General features: G+C 39.6%; 16 protein-coding genes. 4 read left to right on the top strand and 12 right to left on the bottom strand.

The features are described from left to right. Positions 1-145: 145 nt before the first annotated feature. The 9 genes from C7N65_RS12045 to allC all read right to left on the bottom strand — a co-directional run bounded on the left by C7N65_RS12045 (position 146) and on the right by allC (position 10,533). Positions 146-1,366, bottom strand: coding sequence for a CynX/NimT family MFS transporter (locus tag C7N65_RS12045; RefSeq protein WP_105994688.1), 1,221 nt, complete (start codon positions 1,364-1,366; stop codon positions 146-148). Positions 1,367-1,529: 163 nt separating this feature from the next. Continuing rightward, positions 1,530-2,471, bottom strand: coding sequence for a carbamate kinase (gene arcC, locus C7N65_RS12040; protein WP_105994687.1), 942 nt, complete (start codon positions 2,469-2,471; stop codon positions 1,530-1,532). Between the two features lie 7 nt (positions 2,472-2,478). Continuing rightward, positions 2,479-3,252 (bottom strand): DUF2877 domain-containing protein, encoded by a 774-nt coding sequence (locus C7N65_RS12035; RefSeq protein WP_105994686.1) that lies wholly within the window; start codon positions 3,250-3,252, stop codon positions 2,479-2,481. Continuing rightward, positions 3,249-4,514 (bottom strand): DUF1116 domain-containing protein, encoded by a 1,266-nt coding sequence (locus C7N65_RS12030; RefSeq protein WP_105994685.1) that lies wholly within the window; start codon positions 4,512-4,514, stop codon positions 3,249-3,251. Before C7N65_RS12030 ends, C7N65_RS12035 begins: the two co-directional genes overlap by 4 nt. Beyond that, a complete protein-coding gene (locus C7N65_RS12025) occupies positions 4,514-6,265 on the bottom strand; it encodes an acyl-CoA synthetase FdrA (RefSeq protein WP_105994684.1) in 1,752 nt (583 codons plus the stop codon). The genes C7N65_RS12030 and C7N65_RS12025 overlap by 1 nt, the downstream gene beginning before the upstream one ends. A gap of 15 nt (positions 6,266-6,280) precedes the next feature. Beyond that, complete coding sequence (gene allD / locus C7N65_RS12020; protein ID WP_105994683.1) at positions 6,281-7,330, bottom strand: ureidoglycolate dehydrogenase; 1,050 nt, start codon at positions 7,328-7,330, stop codon at positions 6,281-6,283. Positions 7,331-7,438: 108 nt separating this feature from the next. Continuing rightward, entirely contained in the window at positions 7,439-8,470 is a 1,032-nt protein-coding gene (gene allD, locus C7N65_RS12015; protein ID WP_105994682.1) for an ureidoglycolate dehydrogenase, read from the bottom strand. Between the two features lie 17 nt (positions 8,471-8,487). After that, on the bottom strand, positions 8,488-9,276 hold the full coding sequence (allE, locus tag C7N65_RS12010) for a (S)-ureidoglycine aminohydrolase (protein WP_105994681.1): 789 nt from the start codon (positions 9,274-9,276) through the stop codon (positions 8,488-8,490). Positions 9,277-9,300: 24 nt separating this feature from the next. Then, positions 9,301-10,533, bottom strand: a complete 1,233-nt coding sequence (gene allC / locus C7N65_RS12005) for an allantoate deiminase (protein WP_105994680.1) — start codon at positions 10,531-10,533, stop codon at positions 9,301-9,303. A 189-nt stretch (positions 10,534-10,722) separates the two neighbouring features. Between allC and C7N65_RS12000 the strand changes: the two genes are divergently transcribed. Continuing rightward, on the top strand, positions 10,723-11,538 hold the full coding sequence (locus C7N65_RS12000; RefSeq protein ID WP_234019093.1) for an alpha/beta hydrolase fold domain-containing protein: 816 nt from the start codon (positions 10,723-10,725) through the stop codon (positions 11,536-11,538). Between the two features lie 60 nt (positions 11,539-11,598). On the opposite strand, the gene allB is transcribed toward C7N65_RS12000, so the two are convergent. Beyond that, positions 11,599-12,960 (bottom strand): allantoinase AllB, encoded by a 1,362-nt coding sequence (allB, locus tag C7N65_RS11995; RefSeq protein ID WP_105994678.1) that lies wholly within the window; start codon positions 12,958-12,960, stop codon positions 11,599-11,601. Continuing rightward, positions 12,950-14,443, bottom strand: a complete 1,494-nt coding sequence (gene allW, locus C7N65_RS11990) for an allantoin permease (protein ID WP_105994677.1) — start codon at positions 14,441-14,443, stop codon at positions 12,950-12,952. The genes allB and allW overlap by 11 nt, the downstream gene beginning before the upstream one ends. A gap of 192 nt (positions 14,444-14,635) precedes the next feature. On the opposite strand from allW, the gene C7N65_RS11985 reads away from it, so the two are divergent. Continuing rightward, positions 14,636-16,261, top strand: coding sequence for a PucR family transcriptional regulator (locus C7N65_RS11985; protein ID WP_105994676.1), 1,626 nt, complete (start codon positions 14,636-14,638; stop codon positions 16,259-16,261). Positions 16,262-16,355: 94 nt separating this feature from the next. Then, positions 16,356-17,600 (top strand): M20 family metallo-hydrolase, encoded by a 1,245-nt coding sequence (locus tag C7N65_RS11980; protein WP_105994675.1) that lies wholly within the window; start codon positions 16,356-16,358, stop codon positions 17,598-17,600. A gap of 79 nt (positions 17,601-17,679) precedes the next feature. On the opposite strand, the gene C7N65_RS11975 is transcribed toward C7N65_RS11980, so the two are convergent. Then, positions 17,680-18,390, bottom strand: coding sequence for a MerR family transcriptional regulator (locus tag C7N65_RS11975; protein WP_105994674.1), 711 nt, complete (start codon positions 18,388-18,390; stop codon positions 17,680-17,682). A gap of 279 nt (positions 18,391-18,669) precedes the next feature. On the opposite strand from C7N65_RS11975, the gene C7N65_RS11970 reads away from it, so the two are divergent. Further along, entirely contained in the window at positions 18,670-19,602 is a 933-nt protein-coding gene (locus tag C7N65_RS11970) for an NAD-dependent epimerase/dehydratase family protein (RefSeq protein WP_105994673.1), read from the top strand. Positions 19,603-19,651: the final 49 nt, after the last annotated feature.

The following is a 19,651-nucleotide window of genomic DNA, read 5'->3' as shown; positions in this document are numbered from 1 at the left end:
TCAATTGATGTCTTTATTATAAAAGAGTGTATTAGAAAGTGCTATTCTTATGAAAAACGATGAAAAAGAAGCGGTAAAATACTTTGTTCGATTTTACCGCTTCTCTTTCACTTATATCTAGTTATTAAAATAATGAGTTACTTCTTTACTTAGCAGTTAATTCATCTTCTACTTCACCAGCTGAAGATAACATCGCAAACACATAGAATAAGATGCCCATTACAACAAGTGAAATAATACCTGATAGCCAGCTGCCTGTCGCATCATGCAAGAATCCGATTAAGAACGGACCAACAGCTGCGACAAAGTAACCGATAGATTGGCCGAAGCCTGATAAGGCAATACTGCCGTCGCTTGTACGTGCACGAATAGAGAAGAATGTCATACATAAACTAAATCCTGATCCCATACCGAAACCTGCTAAAATCATACCGATAATCAGTAATGTAAAGGATTGTGAGAAGAAGAGTGCAAATCCGACCACAAAGAATGCGGAAACGATTGTCACTAATAATTTTTGGTTCTTCATACGTGACGCTAAAATCGGGAAGATAAAGGTCATAGGTACTTGTGCGAATTGGTTTAACATCAACAAGTAGCCTGCAGTAGATTGATCTACGCCTCTATCTACTAAAATAGAAGGTACCCATGCGACAACTGTGTAGAAAATCATAGATTGGAAGCCCATCATCAATGCGACTGTCCAAGCGAGTTTAGAACGGCTGATTTTAAATTTCTTGCGTTCTGCTTGTGCAGCTTCTGCCAGCATGGCTTTCTCTTGTTTAGTGCCTGAAAGCATTTGCGGAATCCATAGCACAATCGCAATCGCCGCAAAGATTAACCAAAATGCGAGTGATAAACGATATGTACCCACTTGTGATAAGGGGAAGCTGAGTCCGCCGCCTAAGCCGGCTGTAAAGTTCATTGTACCGCTGTATAAACCAGTCATTAAGCCGATTTGAAGCGGGAATTTCCATTTAACGTAACTTGGTAATACAACATTGCCGAATGCAATACCGACACCTAGTAAAATTGTCCCTAGGATGAATATCGGAAAGCCTCCTGACACACGTATAATTAAAGCGAGAATAACGACAATTGTAGAAAAGAATACTGTCTTAGACATTGTTAAGCGTGATGATACTTTTGATACAAAAGGAGACACAATCCCGAAGATTAATAAAGGAATTGTAGTCAGAATCCCTGCCACACTATTGTTGATTGAAAGTGCATCTTTAATCTGATCAATGACCGGACCTACTGACGTTAATGGTGCACGCAAAGTAGAAGCCACAAAGACCATCGCTAAAACAATCAACCATGAATCTCTTAATCTATGTTTTTGGTAGAGTTCATTCTGTGCCATGTGCTCACCCTTTCTTCCTATATAGTTTCATTTTTAAATAAAGAGAGAGGCAGGACAGATTTTAAAATCTACCCACCTCATTGATTTAACTTTATTTTATGGCTTATCTTATATCAATGCAAGCGCAGGCGCAGAATATCAACCCTTGCATGAAAGATTAAGCTTATTTATTCGGAACGATACGTGTACCTGCTTTGCCTTCTAAAGCTTCTACAGCATCAGCTAATGCGCAAATAATTGATTCTTTGCCTGTTTCCGCAAATTCGATAGCAGCTTGGATTTTCGGCAACATGCTTCCAGCTGGGAATTGTCCGTCAGCCACATGTTTTTTCGCTTCATCCACTGTAATCGTTTCAAGTTTTGCTTCATTTTCTTTGCCGTAGTTAATATAAACATTCGGTACATCTGTCAACATGATAAACGTATCCGCATTCACTTGTTCAGCTAATTTCAAGCCTGAACGGTCTTTATCGATAACCGCTTCTAAACCGTGAATTTCATTATTATCATCACGATATACAGGAATACCACCGCCGCCTGATGAAATAACAACAGTGTCTTCCATTAAACGTTTAATCGCATCGACACCGTTAATTACCATCGGTTCTGGTGAAGGTACTACACGACGATAGCCGCGGCCTGCATCTTCAACCATAGTGAATCCTTCTTCTTCTTCCATCAATCTTGCTTGTTCTTCAGTGAAGAATACACCGATTGGTTTTGATGGATTTTTGAATGCTGGATCATCTTTGTCTACTTCTACCATAGTCAATAATGATACAACGCTTGGATCCATATTGCGTCGGATTAAATCATTTTTAAGCGCGCTTTCTAACATATAACCGATGAAACCTTGTGATTCAGCGTTGCACACATCAATCGGCATAGGCGCAACTTGATCTTTTGCGGCTTCATTTTGTACGATAATGTTTCCGACTTGCGGTCCGTTACCATGTGTTACAACGATTTGGTGGCCGCTTTCTTTAATATCAGCCATTCTGCTCGCTGCATTTTTAACGTTGTTATATTGATTTTCAAAAGTTGTTTCTTGGCCAGGTTGTAAAATTGCATTACCGCCAAGTGCTAAAACAACATATTTACCCATTCTTCTTTCACTCCTTCAATAAAGCTGTATACATTCCGTATAATGTGTCTTTACCTGATGATGAGCCTACTTGGAGGAGTTGTTTCAATGTTGACTGAGAGGCATCTTCCATCAAATCAGTTAATCTAGAACTAAAAATACCTTGAATCGCATAAGATAAAAAGGTTTGGCTGACTAATGTCGTTAAAGGTTGTGAGACAAGTTGTTCAATTTGTGCCATATGCTTTTTGGTGATGAAAGGCTGGATAAAATGAATGAATAACAATCCGACTAATATATCATCGCCTGAGGGCGTCAAACCTTGTCCGCGTCCAATCAAATAAGTTAATTCAGACTTCGCATCTCCATGTGGGTTTGACAACGCTTCGTACACAGACAGGATTTTGGCTTTATCAAAATCACCGTCGGCATATTCACTGAAATCAAATGCTTGGATATTTGATTTTAATGCATTGATATCAACCTGCTCGAAATTTTGACTCCCTTTATAAACTTCAGCATTTAAACTGAGTTGCAGATGACGATCAAACGCTAAAGCTGTTGGTCTGACTTTCAGCGTTTGACCGACTGAAACCGATGCGAGCAACTGGTCTCTTGTATACGCATCGACTACAACTCCAAATGGAAACATACCATTTTCTGTGGTTCCGATAAAGATGAGATTGTCATCTTTATCCACCACATTAAAACCTTTATTAAAGCGACTATGCACTTTAAGTTCTGTTGTATTGTTAATTATCTTAATTGCACTTGCTCCGATAGCTTGTGCTGCTAAAATCATCCATTAAATCCTAGTTTTTCAGCATAAGCTGTGATTGCTTTTTCGAAGCATTCGATTGGAGGGTGTACTGTACCCGCACCGATTTGTCCGAAGCCTGCAATTTTGTGTGCAATACCTGTGTTGATAACTGGTGTGATACCTTTCTCAACAACTAAACGTGCATCGATACCTAAGCAAGCACCTTTGAAGTCCCATGTAGGAATTGAGAAGTTAGGGTTCTCGCCTACACAGATTTCAGTCATTTCATCTGATGTTGCTAAAGCATCTTGGAATCCGCCAGTACCAACGAAACGTGTTACTGCTGGTGCTGCGATCATTGCCATACCGCCGACACCGATTGTCTCAGTAATTGCTGAGTCGCCGATATCAGGGTTCGCATCGTCTGCAGAATAGCCAGTGAAATATAAACCTTGAGGTGTATTAACAGGTGCTGTGAACCATTCGTCGCCCATACCTGCAATACGGATACCGAAGTTTTCACCGTTACGGCACATAGCTGTTACGATTGTACCATGTTGAATTTCACGTGCAGCATCCATCATTGCTTTACCTGTAGCCATAGCTACGTTTAAGAAGAATTGGTCAGTGTCTGCTAAGAACTGAATTACTTCTGTACGTTTTTCAGGCGCAACATCTTCTAATTCAGAGATGATTGGTGCTACTTCTTTTAAGAATGCTAATGAAGCTGCAATATTACGTTGGTGGAATTCGTCACCCATCGCAATTGCTTTTGCGATCAATACGTTAACGTTTAAACCGTCTTCCATTTGACGAATCGCTTTACCTAATACCGGACCTAATACATCTTTCATCCAGTGCAAACGATTCACAACTGTTTCATTGTAAGCACCGAAACGTAATACCGCACCGATACCTTCGTTCATTTGGCAATATGCTTCATTGCCGCTTTCTCTGTTTTCAACAACCAATACAGGCATGTTCATTGAAGTGATACCGCCCATTGGTCCTACTGCATTAACATGGTGACAAGGGATGAACGTGATTTCATCGTTTTCTAATAATTCACGTGCACCTTCTTCGTCTTTTGCCCATCCTTCAAATAGGATAGCGCCGACACATGCACCTTTCATAGGATCTGTCATGTTTTCATATTTAATCGGCGGGCCGGCATGTAATAAAACACGCTCTTTCAGTTCAGAAATTTTATCTTTTGCAGGTACCACGTCAACTAGGAATGGTGCCGCTGCAATCATTTTATCTATGACAGCTTGGTTTGCTTCATCAATTGTTTGGTAACCCATTATACAGACTCTCCTTCGAAGTTGTTTAAGAATTGTAATACTTTCATTAGTTTTTCATTTCCGCCAGCAACCGGTCTCCAGTTGAATTGAACAACGTCTGCGCCGCTTTCGTCAATTGCAGTCGCAAAGCTTTTCAGTCCAACGTTGATAACGCTTGGTGTTGTGTTGATTAATTGAAGAATCTTATCATCTACTGATAAGTCAACCGGTGTTGCTTCGAATGACTCTTCTTTCAATTCAGGTTGTTCAGCTTTATGACCTGTTAATTCGATTGCTGAACGTACCATTTGGTCGTTTGTTTCGCAGATTTGTGCACCTGCAGCTTCTAATGTTTTGATTTGTTGCTCATAGCTTTGCGGATCGTGTTCTGTACCTACAACAGTCGCAAGAACAGCGATGTCGCGTCCAGCAGCTTTTGCTTCGCTGATGATATCTTCAATTGCTGGTGCTAATTGACTTGCCATATCTTCATGGCTGCCGTAACCGATTACGTTGTCTAACATGATGACTGCAGTGTTTTCGTCTTTAGCTGCTTCTTGTAATTTTTCGATACGTTTGCCTGGGTCGATCATTGGGTGAGGACGGCCTTGTGTATACATGTCATCACCTAAGTCAATGATTTCGTGGTTGCCCGCTTTATAAGTGAAACCTTCTGTCGTTTCATCTTTCAAGCCGTCGAACGCATCTTTAACAAGCATAGCTGCTTCACTTGCTAATGTACCGCCTGAATAGTAACCTTTGATGCCGTCTTGGCCATCTTTCAATGAAGCATTGATTGCTTTTGTTGCTGGTTTGAATTCAGGTTTTTCGCCATTAGAAAGTTGAACTGATACACGTGCAGCTTCTTCTAAAGTATAAGCATGGTAAATGTTTGCTTCAGTGTATTCTGGTTTGTGACCTAAGAATAATGTCACAACTGGTTTGTCGATATTACGAAGCAAGTTCAATACTTTTTCTTCTACTTCTTTAGCTGGCGGTTTTGAAACAACTGTGATCACTTTAACAGTTGGATCTTGTGCTAACGCTTTGATACTGTCCATCATTGTGATAGCGCCGACTTCTGTTGATAAGTCGCGTCCGCCTGTACCGATTGCGTTTGTTACACCTTTACCTTCGCGGTCAACAATTGTAGTTACTTCTTGGATACCTGTACCTGAAGCACCTACGATACCGATGTCGCCTTTGTTAACGATGTTAGTGAATGCTAATGGCAATGAGTGGATAATACCTGTACCGCAGTCAGGACCCATTACTAATAAACCTTTGTCATGTGCCATTTCTTTCAAACGTACTTCATCGTCTTTAGGTACGTTGTCACTGAACATGAAGACATGTAAGTTGTTTCTTAAAGCTGTTTCAGCTTCCATTGCCGCATATTGGCCAGGAACTGAAATCAATGCAAGGTTCGGATTATTTGCTTTATCTAACGCTTGGTTCCAGTTAGAAACTTCTTGTTGTTTGTCAGCTTTATCATCTTCGCCTTTACCTTTCAACTCGTCTTCAACTTGTTGATTCACTTCATCAACCATTGACTCATCGTCTGTATCAATCATGATAACGATGTCGTTTGGTTTTGCTTCGTCTAATTCTGGTGAATCGAAACCTGAAGCTCTGAAGATATCTTTGTTTGCGGGTGTCCCCATCATAATTGATACTTTGTTAACGCCATCCATTGCTGATAATTTGTTCGATAACAACATCAATACAATAGAGTCTTGATACGTATTCTCTTTAATAATTGTATATAACATAACTGTCCTCCATTATTATTCTGCAAATCTGTTTTTACCGTGATAACGGTCGTAATGAACATCATCTGACTTTAAGTAGTCATAGATATCATCAACAATTTCAATACCATCTTGGTCGTATTTTTCACTGCGCAATCGGCCGCGTTCACCTGGATAGTAAACTTCGCCGTAACCTTTTGCTGCAGGTTGTGCTTTCAACTCATCGAGCATAGTAGAAAGCTGTGCTTTGAATTGTTTTGCGTCTGTAAAGTACGCCGGGTTGATTACTACGTGCAATTGGCCTAAATCTCTGCCTTTTGTTAAATCTTTATACATAGATGAAACATGACCGCCAAACGGCAAGCCGAGCAAGCTGCCTGATAAGATATCTACCATCATCATCAAGCCATAGCCTTTAGGACCAGCAACAGGTACTAAAGCATGTACTGCACGAGAATCAGTTGTAGGCTCGCCATTCTCATCTACTGCCCAAGTATCTGGAATAGATTGGCCTTTAGAACGTGCATCTAATACTTTGCCCCATGCTTGTACAGTTGTCGCCATATCAAATGTAATCACGCGATCATCATTTGTCGGTCCACTGAATGCAATTGGGTTTGTACCAAAGTAAGGTTCAGTTCCGCCGAATGGTACCACCATCGGGTCAGATTGACACATACTGATACCGACCATATCTTGGTCTGCAGCCATTTCTACGAAATAACCTAACGCACCGCTGTGGCTGATGTTTTTCACACCGACTACTGCAATACCGTTTTCTTTCGCCATTTCAATTGCTTTATCCATTGCTTGTTTCGCTGCTTGATGTCCTGGGCCGTTGTCGCCGTGGAACACCGCTGAAGATGGGCCTGTTTTTTCAAACTCATAGTTAGGATGTGCATTAATGCCGCCTTTTGCTATACGTTCAGAATAATATTCAACACGTACTGCACCATGAGAATGGATACCGCGATGGTCCGCAAATGTTAGTACATCTGATACATCGCTTGCCGCATCTTCTTGAAGGCCAGCTTTCATTAATTTATTTTTCATTAACTCATAAAGCTCTTTTTTAGTAACACGCATCACAAAACCCTCCTGACTTATTTGAATTTTCTATTAATTTATTAATCTGCAAAATCAAGAAAATAAGCGGTGCCGGTGCAACGACCAGCACCGCTCATTCAATTTCAATTAGTAAACTTGTTCTGACTTCATATAATCATAGATAGATTGCGGAATCGGAATACCTGTTTCTTTGTATTTGCTTTCCACATCTTCTTGTATTTCTCCTGGGTAGTAAACTTGATTAAAGCCTTTTGCAGGATCAATGTCGTGAAGTTCTTGAACCATTTGTTCCATTTGAGACAAGAATTGTGTTTCGTCGCCAAAGTAGCTTGGATTAATAACCAAGTGGAATTGGCCTAATCGACGATATGCACTGTAATCTTCATACATTGAAGACACATGTTGTCCAAACGGCAATCCAAGCAAGCTGCCTGATAAGATGTCTACCATCATCATCAAGCCGTAGCCTTTCGGTCCGGCAACCGGAAGCAAGGCACTTACTTTATAAGGATCTGTTGTCGGTTCGCCTTTATCATCCACTGCCCAAGTATTTGGGATAGAATGATTTTTAGAACGTGCATCCAAGATTTTGCCCCACGCTTGTACTGTCGTCGCCATATCAAAGACGATCGCTTTGCCGTCTTTTCTTGGTGCGCCGAACGCAATAGGGTTCGTACCGAAGTACGGTTTAGAACCGCCGAATGGTACGACCATCGGGTCAGATTGGCACACACTTAGTGAGACTAAGCCTTCTTGTGCTGCCATTTTAGTGTAATAGCCGATGGCACCGCTATGGCCCATTTCTTTTACACCGACAGCCGCAATACCGTTTTCTTTCGCCATTTTAATCGCTTCGTCCATCGCATGGTAAGCAGCGTAATGGCCTACAGTATTGTCTGCGTAGTAAATCCCGCTGGACGGTCCTGTTTGTTCAAACTTGATATTCGGGTCTAAATTGAACCCGCCTTTTGCTGTACGTTCTGCGTAATATTGCAGGCGCACGGCACCATGTGAATGGATACCGCGTGCATCCGCAAACATCATCAGTTCCGCAACTTTATCTGCGTACTTCTTCGGCATACCTGCAAGCATTAGTTTATCTGTAAATAATTGGCGTAATTCATCAAAGCCAACGTAAACTAAATTTTCTTCACTCATGTTTTAGAAACCCTCTCTTATAGTTCGATGTCGCGGTTCGCATCTTTAGAGTAGATATATGCGAATGGTTCTTCTAATCCGATCGCATAAGTTGCTTGTGGTGCATAAGCGCCCATGAAGATGTAGTCGCCTTTGTCTACTGGTTGCCAATCATTGTCAAGATTGTACATACCGCGGCCGCTTAATACGTAAGCACCGTGTTCTTGAACGTGTGTTTCGATATAACCATGTGAAGCACCTGGTTCGAACGCTAAGATATGAATGTTCATGTCATAAGCGATATCTTTTGGTAATAAGTCTTGTACTGTAACTTCTTTCATGCCTTCATATGGTTCTTTAGGTAAGTTGTTAACGTTGCCAGTTACTACTTCTGGTTTGTGGCCTTCAAGTGGTTGGTAACGTTTTTTGTATAAGAACACACGGCTGTCTTCATTGTTGTTATTGTTTTCGAATTTCATCACTTGATCAGCTGGTACATATAAGTAGCCGCCTTGTGATAATTCGTATTTTTCGTCTCCAGCGTAAGCATTGATGTTTCCGTATACAACATAAATAAATGTTTGGATACCGTCTCCGCCAAAGCCTGCCATGTTGCCGCCTTGGTCTTTCAATGTAACTAAGTAGTCAACGAAACGTGCACCTAAACGAGGTGAACCTAAGATTGTAACGTCGCAGTCGTCAAAGTTAGGAACAACGTTGTTCACTAAGCCGTCTGGAGTAATTACTGCGTAATTATCTTTTTTGATCACTGCTCTTGTTTCTAATAAACCTTCTCTATAACCTTGATTATGATTTAAGTAACCCATTATTAAAATCTCCTTTTACATTAATTATTCTTTATAAGCTAATTCATATAAAACTTCTTTTAATACTTCGATTCCTTTAACTAAGTCTTCGATGTTTGTTTCTTCTTCAACGTTATGACTGATACCATTGATAGATGGCACAAATAACATTGCTGTCGGTACGAATTTCGCAAAGATTTGCGAATCGTGTCCAGCACCAGATGCCATCACTTTATATTGTTCTTTACCCACTACACTGTCAGCTGATTGCTCAATCTTATCGACTAAGTTTTCATCCATCAGTACAGGCGCTTCGTCCATCCATAAATCAATATCGTATTCTAAACCTTCTTGTTCAGAAACAGATTGGATAGTTTGTGAAATTTCTTCTGCGAATTGATTCAAGACATCTTGATCGATGTGGCGTGTATCAATACTGAAGACAATTTCACCCGGCACTACGTTTACTGTGTTCGGTACAGGGTCGACTCTGCCGAAAGTCAGTACTAACGGATCGCCGATTTCTCTTGCACGTTGTGTCAATTTAGAAGCGATTTCGCTGAAGCCAACAACCGCGTCTTTTCTTAAGCCCATCGGTGTCGTACCTGCGTGGTTGGCTTCGCCTTTTAGTGTAATTGTGTAACGTTTTTGTCCGACAATCCCGTTTACAACACCAATTGATTTGTTTTCAGTTTCAAGCACTTTCCCCTGCTCGATATGAACTTCAACAAAAGCTTTGATGTCATCGTGGTTATTGTCTTGCTTTCTGTAATCGAAGCCTGAATCTCTCATCGCATCTTCAAAGCGTACGCCTTCAGCGTCCGCAATCTCTTCAACTTCTTTCTTGTCTACAAGGTTGAAGAAGTTTTTACTGCCCCAGAATGCGAATGGGAAACGGCTGCCTTCTTCTTCGGCTAGGCCTAGTACTTCAAGTGAACGAAGCGGCTGGCCGTATTCTTCTTTCAGTGCTTTCATTGCTGTTACAGCTGCTAAGATTCCATATTGACCATCTAAGTGACCGCCTTCAACAACGGTATCAATATGAGAACCCGAAACAATTGTTTCATCTGGATATTTGCTGCCTTCTAAACGACCTGTGATATTGCCGATGTCGTCGAATTTTGTTTCAAAACCAGATGATTCCAATGTTTCTTTTAAAGCGTGCACTGCTTGCTGCCATTCATTTGAATAAAGCAAGCGTGTAATTCCTCCGCCAATTAAACCGCCGTAAGCAGTAAATTGGTTGTCTAAAGCTTCAAAAGAGGAACGGATGTTCATATTCAACAACTCCTTTTCATCTCACTACCTATTATAAATGTTTACTTTTGTTACTACATCAACATTTCCTACAAGAAAACACGTCGTATTTATTCATTTTGTACAAATACGTGCACTAAAAGATTTGTGATAATTATTTTGGGTAACTATGGAATTTAAAACAATGATGAATTAAAGGAGGCGCTCTTGTTGTCTGAAACGATTCAAATCACTACACCCGATCAATTCCAATTAAAACAATTGACGACACCAGCCAAAAATAAAGCAAAAGGCATTATCCTCTACTTTCACGGCGGCGGTTTGATTTTCGGCCAGCCTGATGATTTGCCGAAAAGCTATATCGATATCTTAACTGAAGACTATATCTTTATTTCTGCCGACTATCGTCTTGCGCCTGAAAGCAAGATTGATACGATTATCCAAGATGCATTAACACAATTCGATGCTGTTAAAGCAAACTATCCTGACATGCCGATTTTTGTCTTCGGCCGTTCTGCAGGTGCCTTTTTATCACTGATGATTGCATCGAAACGCGAAGTTCAAGGTATATTAGACTTTTATGGTTACAGCCGTTTCCATGTACCGCAGTTCTTACGTCCGAATCCGCAATACAAAGCAATGTCTGCACAAATCACACCGCAATTATTGAATCAGATGATTCAAAGCGAACCGCTCACACAAGGTGATTTGCAGACACGTTATCTCATTTACCTTTATGCGCGAGGACAAAACCAATGGCTTGATCTGCTCGGCATTCAGCAATCTTCTGATGCTGCTTACAATATCATGCCTAAGATACTTAAGAGCTTCCCGCCGACATTTATTGTGCATGGCAAACAAGATCCGGATGTTCCTTTCAGCGAAGGCCAGCATTTAGATCGATTGATTCCTAACACAACGTTTATTGCTTTAGATAATAATGAACATGATTTTGACCGAGAAGTCTCTGACTTTAACCTAGATATCTATAAACAAGCTAAATCATTCTTAGACCAATTAGTTTAAGCAAAACAAAAGACCTCCAGAGCAGGAGGTCTTTTTTGTGTGCTTATATAATTGTCAGCCTTAGATAAATTCACCGCGGAAGTCTTCTGAAACGCCATCTTCTAAGCTGTACGTTTCTTCACCGCGCAAGATTGTTCTCGCAACTTGTGCGTTGATTGTACGTCCGACATAAGGACTTAATTTATTACGGTATTCTAAATCATCTGCTTCTAACGTATATTCAGTTTCTGGTTGAATGAATACGAAGTCTGCATCTTTACCTACTGAAATACTGCCTTTGTTATCTAAACCAAAGCGTTTAGCAGGTTCAGCCGCAATGATTTCCGCAAAGCGTGATAATGACATATTGCGTTTTTGAACACCTTCATCGAATAAAATGTCCACGTTGTTTTGGATACCTGCGATACCGCCCCATGCTTCAAATGCATTGTCAGTATCTTTTAAATCAGGTGTACATGGTGAGTGGTCTGAAGTTACGAAGTTGATGTCGCCTTTAAGAACACGATCCCACATACCTTCTAAACGTGATTTTTCACGAATCGGCGGTGAACATTTTGCAACGGCACCGATATCATCTAATTCTTCTTTGTAGAAGTAAAGATAGTGTGTACAAGTTTCGCAAGTAACATCTACACCTTCTTGTTGTGCTTTGATGATTTCTTCAACGCCTTCTTCACATGCAACGTGTACGATGTGCAAGCGGCAGCCTGTTTCTTTCGCAAATAAGATTAATTTGCGGATCGGTTCAACTTCTGTGAAGACAGGTCTTGATTCAACGTATGCTGCCATTGAAGTTTCGCCGTTTTTGTATGCAATTTCGCCTAAACGGTCAGTGATATCTGCGTTTTCTGCGTGAACAGATAAGATTTTGCCTGTTTTAGCGATTTGTTTCATACCTTCATAAAGTGAGTAATCATCCACATTTTGGAAGTCGCCTTCGATAGAACGGTCACCGCAAGTTGCTAAGAATGCTTTGTATGCTACAACGCCTTCTTCGTCTAACTCTTGAATGCCGCCGTCTAAATTATAAGGAACTAAACCGCCGTAGCTTGCAACGTCAGCTGATAATTTGCCTTTACCAGCTTCGACTTTCTCGTCGAAAGATGCTTTATCTGTTGTCGCAGGTACTTGGTTTAAAGGCATTTCAACGATTGTTGTTACACCGCCTTTAGCAGCACCTTTCAATCCAGTTTCATAACCTTCCCAGCTGTCGCGGTAGCCGCCGCCTGGTTCAGTGATGTGTACGTGTGCATCGACCATACCTGGTGCTACGATTTGTCCTTTTGCATCGATTACTTTTTCTGCATCTCCTAAGTCATGTCCGATGCTTACAATTTTGCCGTCTTTTACAGCAACTTCTACTTCTTGTTCGCCTTCATCTAAAATGACACGGCCGTTTTTAATTAGTAAATCATATTTCATTGGCTTTCTCTCCTTTGTTTTTTCTAAATCTCTTCTCTAAAAGATATAAAATAATGTAAGAAACGCCTGCGATGATAAATCCGATAAACCATGAGAAGTCAGAAATGACTTGGAATTTCGGAATGAAACCTAGCAGTGATACAACAACACCTAAGATTGTTGCCACATAGGCTGAAAAGTTGAATCTTAATCCATTATGATTCGGATCATTTAAATCAAAGTACAATCTATCAATGTCTACCTTGCATCTGTTGATTAAGTAGAAATGCACAATCAGCACACCAGAAACAGTTCCTAAAATTGCACCGATCATGTTTAAGAAAACGAAAATACTATCTTCATTTTCCATTAATTTCCATGGCATAATCAAAATACTGACTACAGAAGCTAAGATAACACCGCGACGGTAATTAATCCATTTCGGCATCAATACACTTAATTGATAAGCTGCCGGGATAATGTTGCTTGTCGCGTTAGTAGATATTGTTGTCATTAATAATACCCCTGTTGCGATTAAAATCATCCAAACATTGTCCCAGTTATTAATAATCGTCAAGATATTCCACTCTTGGTGACCCAAGAAGATAGAACCGCCGATGATAATGAAGACACTGCTGAATGCAAACAGTAAGTGCGCAACAACAATACCTGAAACTTGTCCGATAATTTGTGAACGTGTTGAGACTGCTTTTTGTGTAAAGTCAGCAACACTTGAACCTGGTCCAGCCCATACACCCATCATTGAGTTGAAAATCAAAATGAATGATAAGATAGCCGGATAAATAATACCTGATGATTTCGTATGAATTTCATACGTCATGATGTTGTGCCATCCGCCGGCAACCACAAATCCCCAGATTGCCATTCCGCCGAATACAATGTAAATCAACGGGTTTAAGACGGCTGTGAATTTATTCAGCGTTTCTCCGCCACCGATACCGATTGCGAAGTTGATCGCCCAGAATGCTAAGAATGCAATTAATCCAGGTATTGTAATACCTAAGATTGTTGTACCATTACCCAAATGCTCGAACCCCGGGAAGAATTTAATCAGCAAAATGAGTAAGGCTTGCGAACCTGCAAAGGTCTGCAGACCAAACCAACCGATTCCTGCAATTACACCACGTAAAACGCCTGGTAATTTTGCCCCGATGTCTCCATACGTTTGACGTAATTGCATCGCAAATGGAATGCCGTATTTAGAGCCTGCATATCCGTTTACAGCCAATAATGATGCAATGATAAACGAACTGAAAATCAATGCGAAAATGACTTGCAACGGAGAAAGTCCTAAGAGTAAAAACCCGCCTACAGCAGTATAATTGGGAATATTATGCACAGCGCCCATCCAAAGCGTGAAAAAGTTGAATGTCGTGTTATTTCTTTGTTCAGATGTTTTAGGCATAACATCCTTGTTATAACCCCTGCGTTCAAAGAAAGCCGCATCAAACGTGCCGCTTTGATTTTGCCCCTGTTTCGTCATTTCTATATCTCCTTTGAATTGGAATAAATAATGACTATACGTATAATCTTTAACTTAAATTTTACATTGGGCTGATTTGTTTTTCTTTGTGCAGAATGACAGTTATTTTTTTTAAAATTATCGATTTCGGACAAATAATATTATTCGTGTTAGAATTTATTTCATAAAAAGAGAAATAAGGAAGGTGATTACATGCCGACATTACAAAATATTTTAGCAGCACCGAGGTTTGCCGGATTGGAACTTATCAATCAAAACGGAGATTTGCAAAGAGAGGTAAAACATTTAGATATCACAGAAAATGTGGATATCAAAGACTATACTGCTGAACAATCTTTTATCCTCACAACCGGACTCTTGTTTCAAGAGAATCAGCAAGGACTTAAAAAGATGATTAAAGAACTCAATGATATCAATACAGCTGGCTTAGGCATCAAAACGTCACGCTACTTGAAACAAATCGATCAAGACGTGATTGATTATGCCAACCAATTAGAGTTCCCGCTGATTGAAATCTCTGAAGAATGGAATTTGGGCGAAATCACAAGACAGGTTTCAACCTACATCTCTGATGAGAAAACAGCTAAACTGAACTATGCCTTAAATATCCAACAAGAACTCAACGATATGCTGATTAAAGGGTTCGGCGTTGAAACAATGATTGAAAGAATGAGCCGTATTCTAGGCGTACCCGTATTGCTGTTCAATCCATTTTGTATGATTGATTCGCAAAGTTGGCATTATCAGCAAGACAATATCTTGCGACAAGCACACATTAAGTACTTCTTAGAGTATTTGCGTGCCGAAAATAAAAATACGATTACTCGCAACCAAACAAAATTCACAAATGATATCGCAATCTTTAAAGTTCAAGCTTATACCTACTTCCCATATTATTTAATGGTGGCAGATATAAATAAGCTTTCTTACCCGTTCAGTTTATTAACGATAGAACAAATTGTGACAACACTCAGCTTTGCGATTTATAAAAATAAAAAGATTGAAGAAGCTGAACATCTAGACATCAACCGCTTCTTTGAATCCCTCATCACCAATCGTTCTGACGAGTCATTATCTGTACATAATCATCCTATCTTATTTAAACAATACGGCATCTACCCTTCTGATTATTATCAGGTGATTATATGTGCAATCGATCCGACGGACAATTTAGAAAACAGCCAATACGTTGAAGAGCGCTATCAATTCGTCTATGCCTGGCTGCAGCACAAACTGACAGATATTGATACACGTATCAGTGTCTACAGTCTGCCGAGCAATCGCAGATTCGCAATCTTATTACAATCACAACATGAATATTACTTAAACTATCTCAAACATATTCAAAAAGAATATCATGAATTCTTCGACAGCAGTATCTCATTCGGCATCGGTAATAAAGTCACAGAGTTCACGCAATTATCTACTTCCTTTATGGAAGCGAATGAAGCATATGAAAGCGGCTTAGATAAATTGCGCAAAGAATTTATGAATTTCTATCAATCTAAAAGCATGAAAGAGCTGCTTCAATTGATACCGCCAAGCAAATTAAAACCTTTCATCCAGCATACTTTAGGAGACCTCAGCTATCCTAAAACGAAAAAAGATGAAGAGTTGAAAGATACATTAAGAATCTATATGGACTATCAATGCGATATCACCAAGACTGCAAAGAAAATGTATATTCATAGAAATACGGTGAAATATCGTATTAAAAACTGTGAGGAAATTTTAGGATGCAGCGTTGAAGAACCATTCAACTCCTTAAATATCCGCTTAGCACTCTTTGCTTCAGAAGAAATTACATTTGATGATTAAGAAAAAATCAAATAAAGCATTATTAAGATATATCGCACGCAATGATGTGCTAAAATAAGATAAATCAAGCATCCAATAAACAGGGGGAAGACGCATGAATATAGATACAGTCATGTCTCATTTAGATACTTTTAACAATTACGGCTTTAATACAGAATCCGGCGGTACCAACCGCATTGCCTTTCGTCACGCAGAACGTTTAGCCGCATTGAAATTTTCAATGTTATGTCGAGAAGCAGGATTAGAAGTCCGCTTCGACTACTTCGGCAATGTCATCGCAAGAAGACCAGGCAAATACAATGATTTACCGCCGGTTATGATCGGTTCTCACATCGATACAGTTAAAGACGGCGGCCGCTATGACGGCTTATTAGGTGTCGTCGCAGCACTTCAACTCATGATGCACTTGAACGAACATCAAATCGAAACCGATCACCCGATTGAAATCGTCGCATTTACCGCAGAAGAATCTGCACGATTTAATACAGCGACACTCGGCAGTAAATATATGATCGGCGATTTATCGCAAGAAGCTATGAAAAATATTACCGACAATGAAGGCAAAACACTTTTCCATTTAGTCGATACATTAAAACAAAGTATGCCTTCAGATAAAGATATTTACGGTAAAGGGGACATTAAAGCCTTCTTGGAATTGCATATCGAACAAGGTCCTATCTTGCAAAACAAACATAAAGATATCGGGATTGTGACACATATTGCTGCGCCCCACCGTTTCAAAGTTCAGCTGACAGGTGAAACCAGCCATTCAGGTTCAACACCGATGCCGATGCGTTATGATGCATTGACAGCTGCTTCAGAAATCATTTTAAAAGTCGAAGCCATTGCGCAGCACTATCATAAAGCAGGTGTCGTTGCGACAGTCGGCCATCTGAATGCTTTCCCTAACATCATGAATGCCATTCCAGGAGAAGTTACATTGCTGATTGATATCAGAGGCAAAGAATTAGAATCTCGCGAACAAGTTGTCACAGAAGTAGAACAAGCAATTACAGCAATCACACAAAACAGACAAATCCATGCTGAAGTCACTGACTTAGGTCAAGAAGTACCGGTCAACTTAGACAGAGACATCTCAAAAATCACTAAAAATGTATGCGACCGCTTAGGCTACAGCTACCGCTTTATGTTCAGCGGTGCCGGTCATGACTCCATGAACATGGCATTAATCTGTCCAACAAGTATGATTTTCATTCCTTGTAAAGATGGTATCAGCCACTCGCCTAAAGAATCGGTAGAACCAGAAGAAATCGAAAAAGGGATTCAAACATTGATTGAAACAGTGATTGAAGTTGCGAAAGCTGAGGTTAAATTCTAGCCAATAATTCAATAGTTTCATAAATATAAACGGGAAAGGTTCAATAAGAGCCTTTCCCGTTTTACTAACCACCATTTAATTACTGTGCAGCGATTTCAATACAATAATGCGTTTCACCGCAGTGAGGACAAGTTAATCTACGTGTTTTAAACGTATGATTAGCAAAAATCATGTGACTTAATTTAGGTTTGAAGACCGTTTGGCAATTAGGACAAACATAGCTGACCTTTTGATAGTAATACGCTGTGAAGCCTGCCGCAAATAACATTCTGAATGGAATTGCTCGTGCCCATATCTTCCAATCTTTTTGAGTGAGTGCGCGTACTAAAGTACTGACTTGATATCCTCCGACCGCAATACCTGCGATTAACATATTGCGGCGTATTTTACTCATTTGATCCATCCGCTCTGATATTGCTTCGAATTGTTGCGCATTATCTAAGATACTTGGGTCATTGCCCCCTACCAGTTCATCTAATTTTTGAAGTCGGTCTAATTGCTGCTTTGTTTGTGCTAAAGCATGCTTTAATTCTGTTTCTTTCTTTTTCAGCAACACTTTTAATGTCGCGGTATCTTCTGCTTCATTCAGAATATGATGAATTTCTTGCAGCGATACACCCATACTTTTTAATAAGACTATGCTTTCTAACTGTGTTTTGTCTGCTTCACTGTATATTCTGCGCTGATGTTCCACACGACTTGGTCGAAGCAATCCTTTTTGATCGTAATATTGTACTGTTCTGACTGATACGTCGCACATTTTTGCGAGTTCGCCTGTTGAATATTCCATAATTCAACGCCTCCGCTTCTATTATTTTTATGTGATTCATCTTGTCTTCAATGTACGCTATGACGCAACGTGACATGCAAGTACTTTATTAAAAATAATTGCAAATTTAAGACTGCCGACCGTCTTGTAATACTTGTTGTTGCACAATTTGCGCCTTTACAGATTTTTAAACTTATATATTAGGTTTTATCTTTCATCTTCTATAGTATAATGCTACACTTTAACATATACATAATAGAAAAAGAGTGATAAATAAAGTAAACAAGGATGGTCCATATTATGAAAATATTGATTACCGGCGGGGCTGGTTTTATTGGTTCGCATATTGCTGAAAAGTTTAATAATGAAGGCGGAGAGGTTTTTATTGTCGATAATCTATCTACCGGCAAAAGAGAAAATGTGTCATTTATCGATGATGACCATTTCTATCAAAATGATGTGAAAGACTTTGAATTATTATCTGAGCTTGTAAAGGTGCATCAATTCGATTATGTCTTTCATCTAGCTGCTATGGTCAGTGTAGTTGAAACTGTAGAAAAACCAGTAGCATCAAACGGAGATAATATCGATTCAACGATTCACTTATTAGAAGCCAATCGTGAACATAACTCGAATTTGAAAAAATTCTTATTCGCATCTTCAGCTGCTATTTACGGCGACTTGCCTGATTTGCCGAAATCAACGGATTCTAAAATCAATCCTTTGTCACCTTATGCAGTACAAAAATTTGCAAGTGAACAATACACAAAAATCTATCATACCCTTTATGGATTGCCTACAGTATCATTACGTTTCTTCAACGTATACGGTCCAAGACAAAATCCAGAGTCAGACTATTCAGGTGTACTTTCCATCTTGAATCAGAAATTCTTAAATAAAGCGCCTTTTACTTTCTTCGGAGACGGGAAACAAACACGAGACTTTATTTATATCAAAGACTTGCTTCAAGCGATTTGGTTAGTCATTAATGATGAACAAACTAATGGTAAAATTTATAATGCGGGTACTGGAGATCAAACTGAATTAAGAACAGTCTTCAATGCTTTCGCAGAATACTTCGGTTATGAAGTACCTTATTCATTTGAAGATGCACGTAAAGGTGATATCAAATATTCCTACTCTGATGTATCTCCATTAAAAGCATTAGGCTATCAACCAGACTACCCTATTAACAAAGGGATTGCAGCTTACTTGGACTACAACGAACAATAAATATTCCAAATAGAACTAAAGAAAACAACAGTTAAATAAGCATAAAAAA

Origin of the sequence: Staphylococcus simulans (genome assembly GCF_002994445.1) — a bacterium.
Classification (GTDB): domain Bacteria; phylum Bacillota; class Bacilli; order Staphylococcales; family Staphylococcaceae; genus Staphylococcus; species Staphylococcus simulans_B.
Note: the sequence above shows the minus strand (reverse complement) of the source record. Positions and strands in the feature narration are given on the sequence as shown.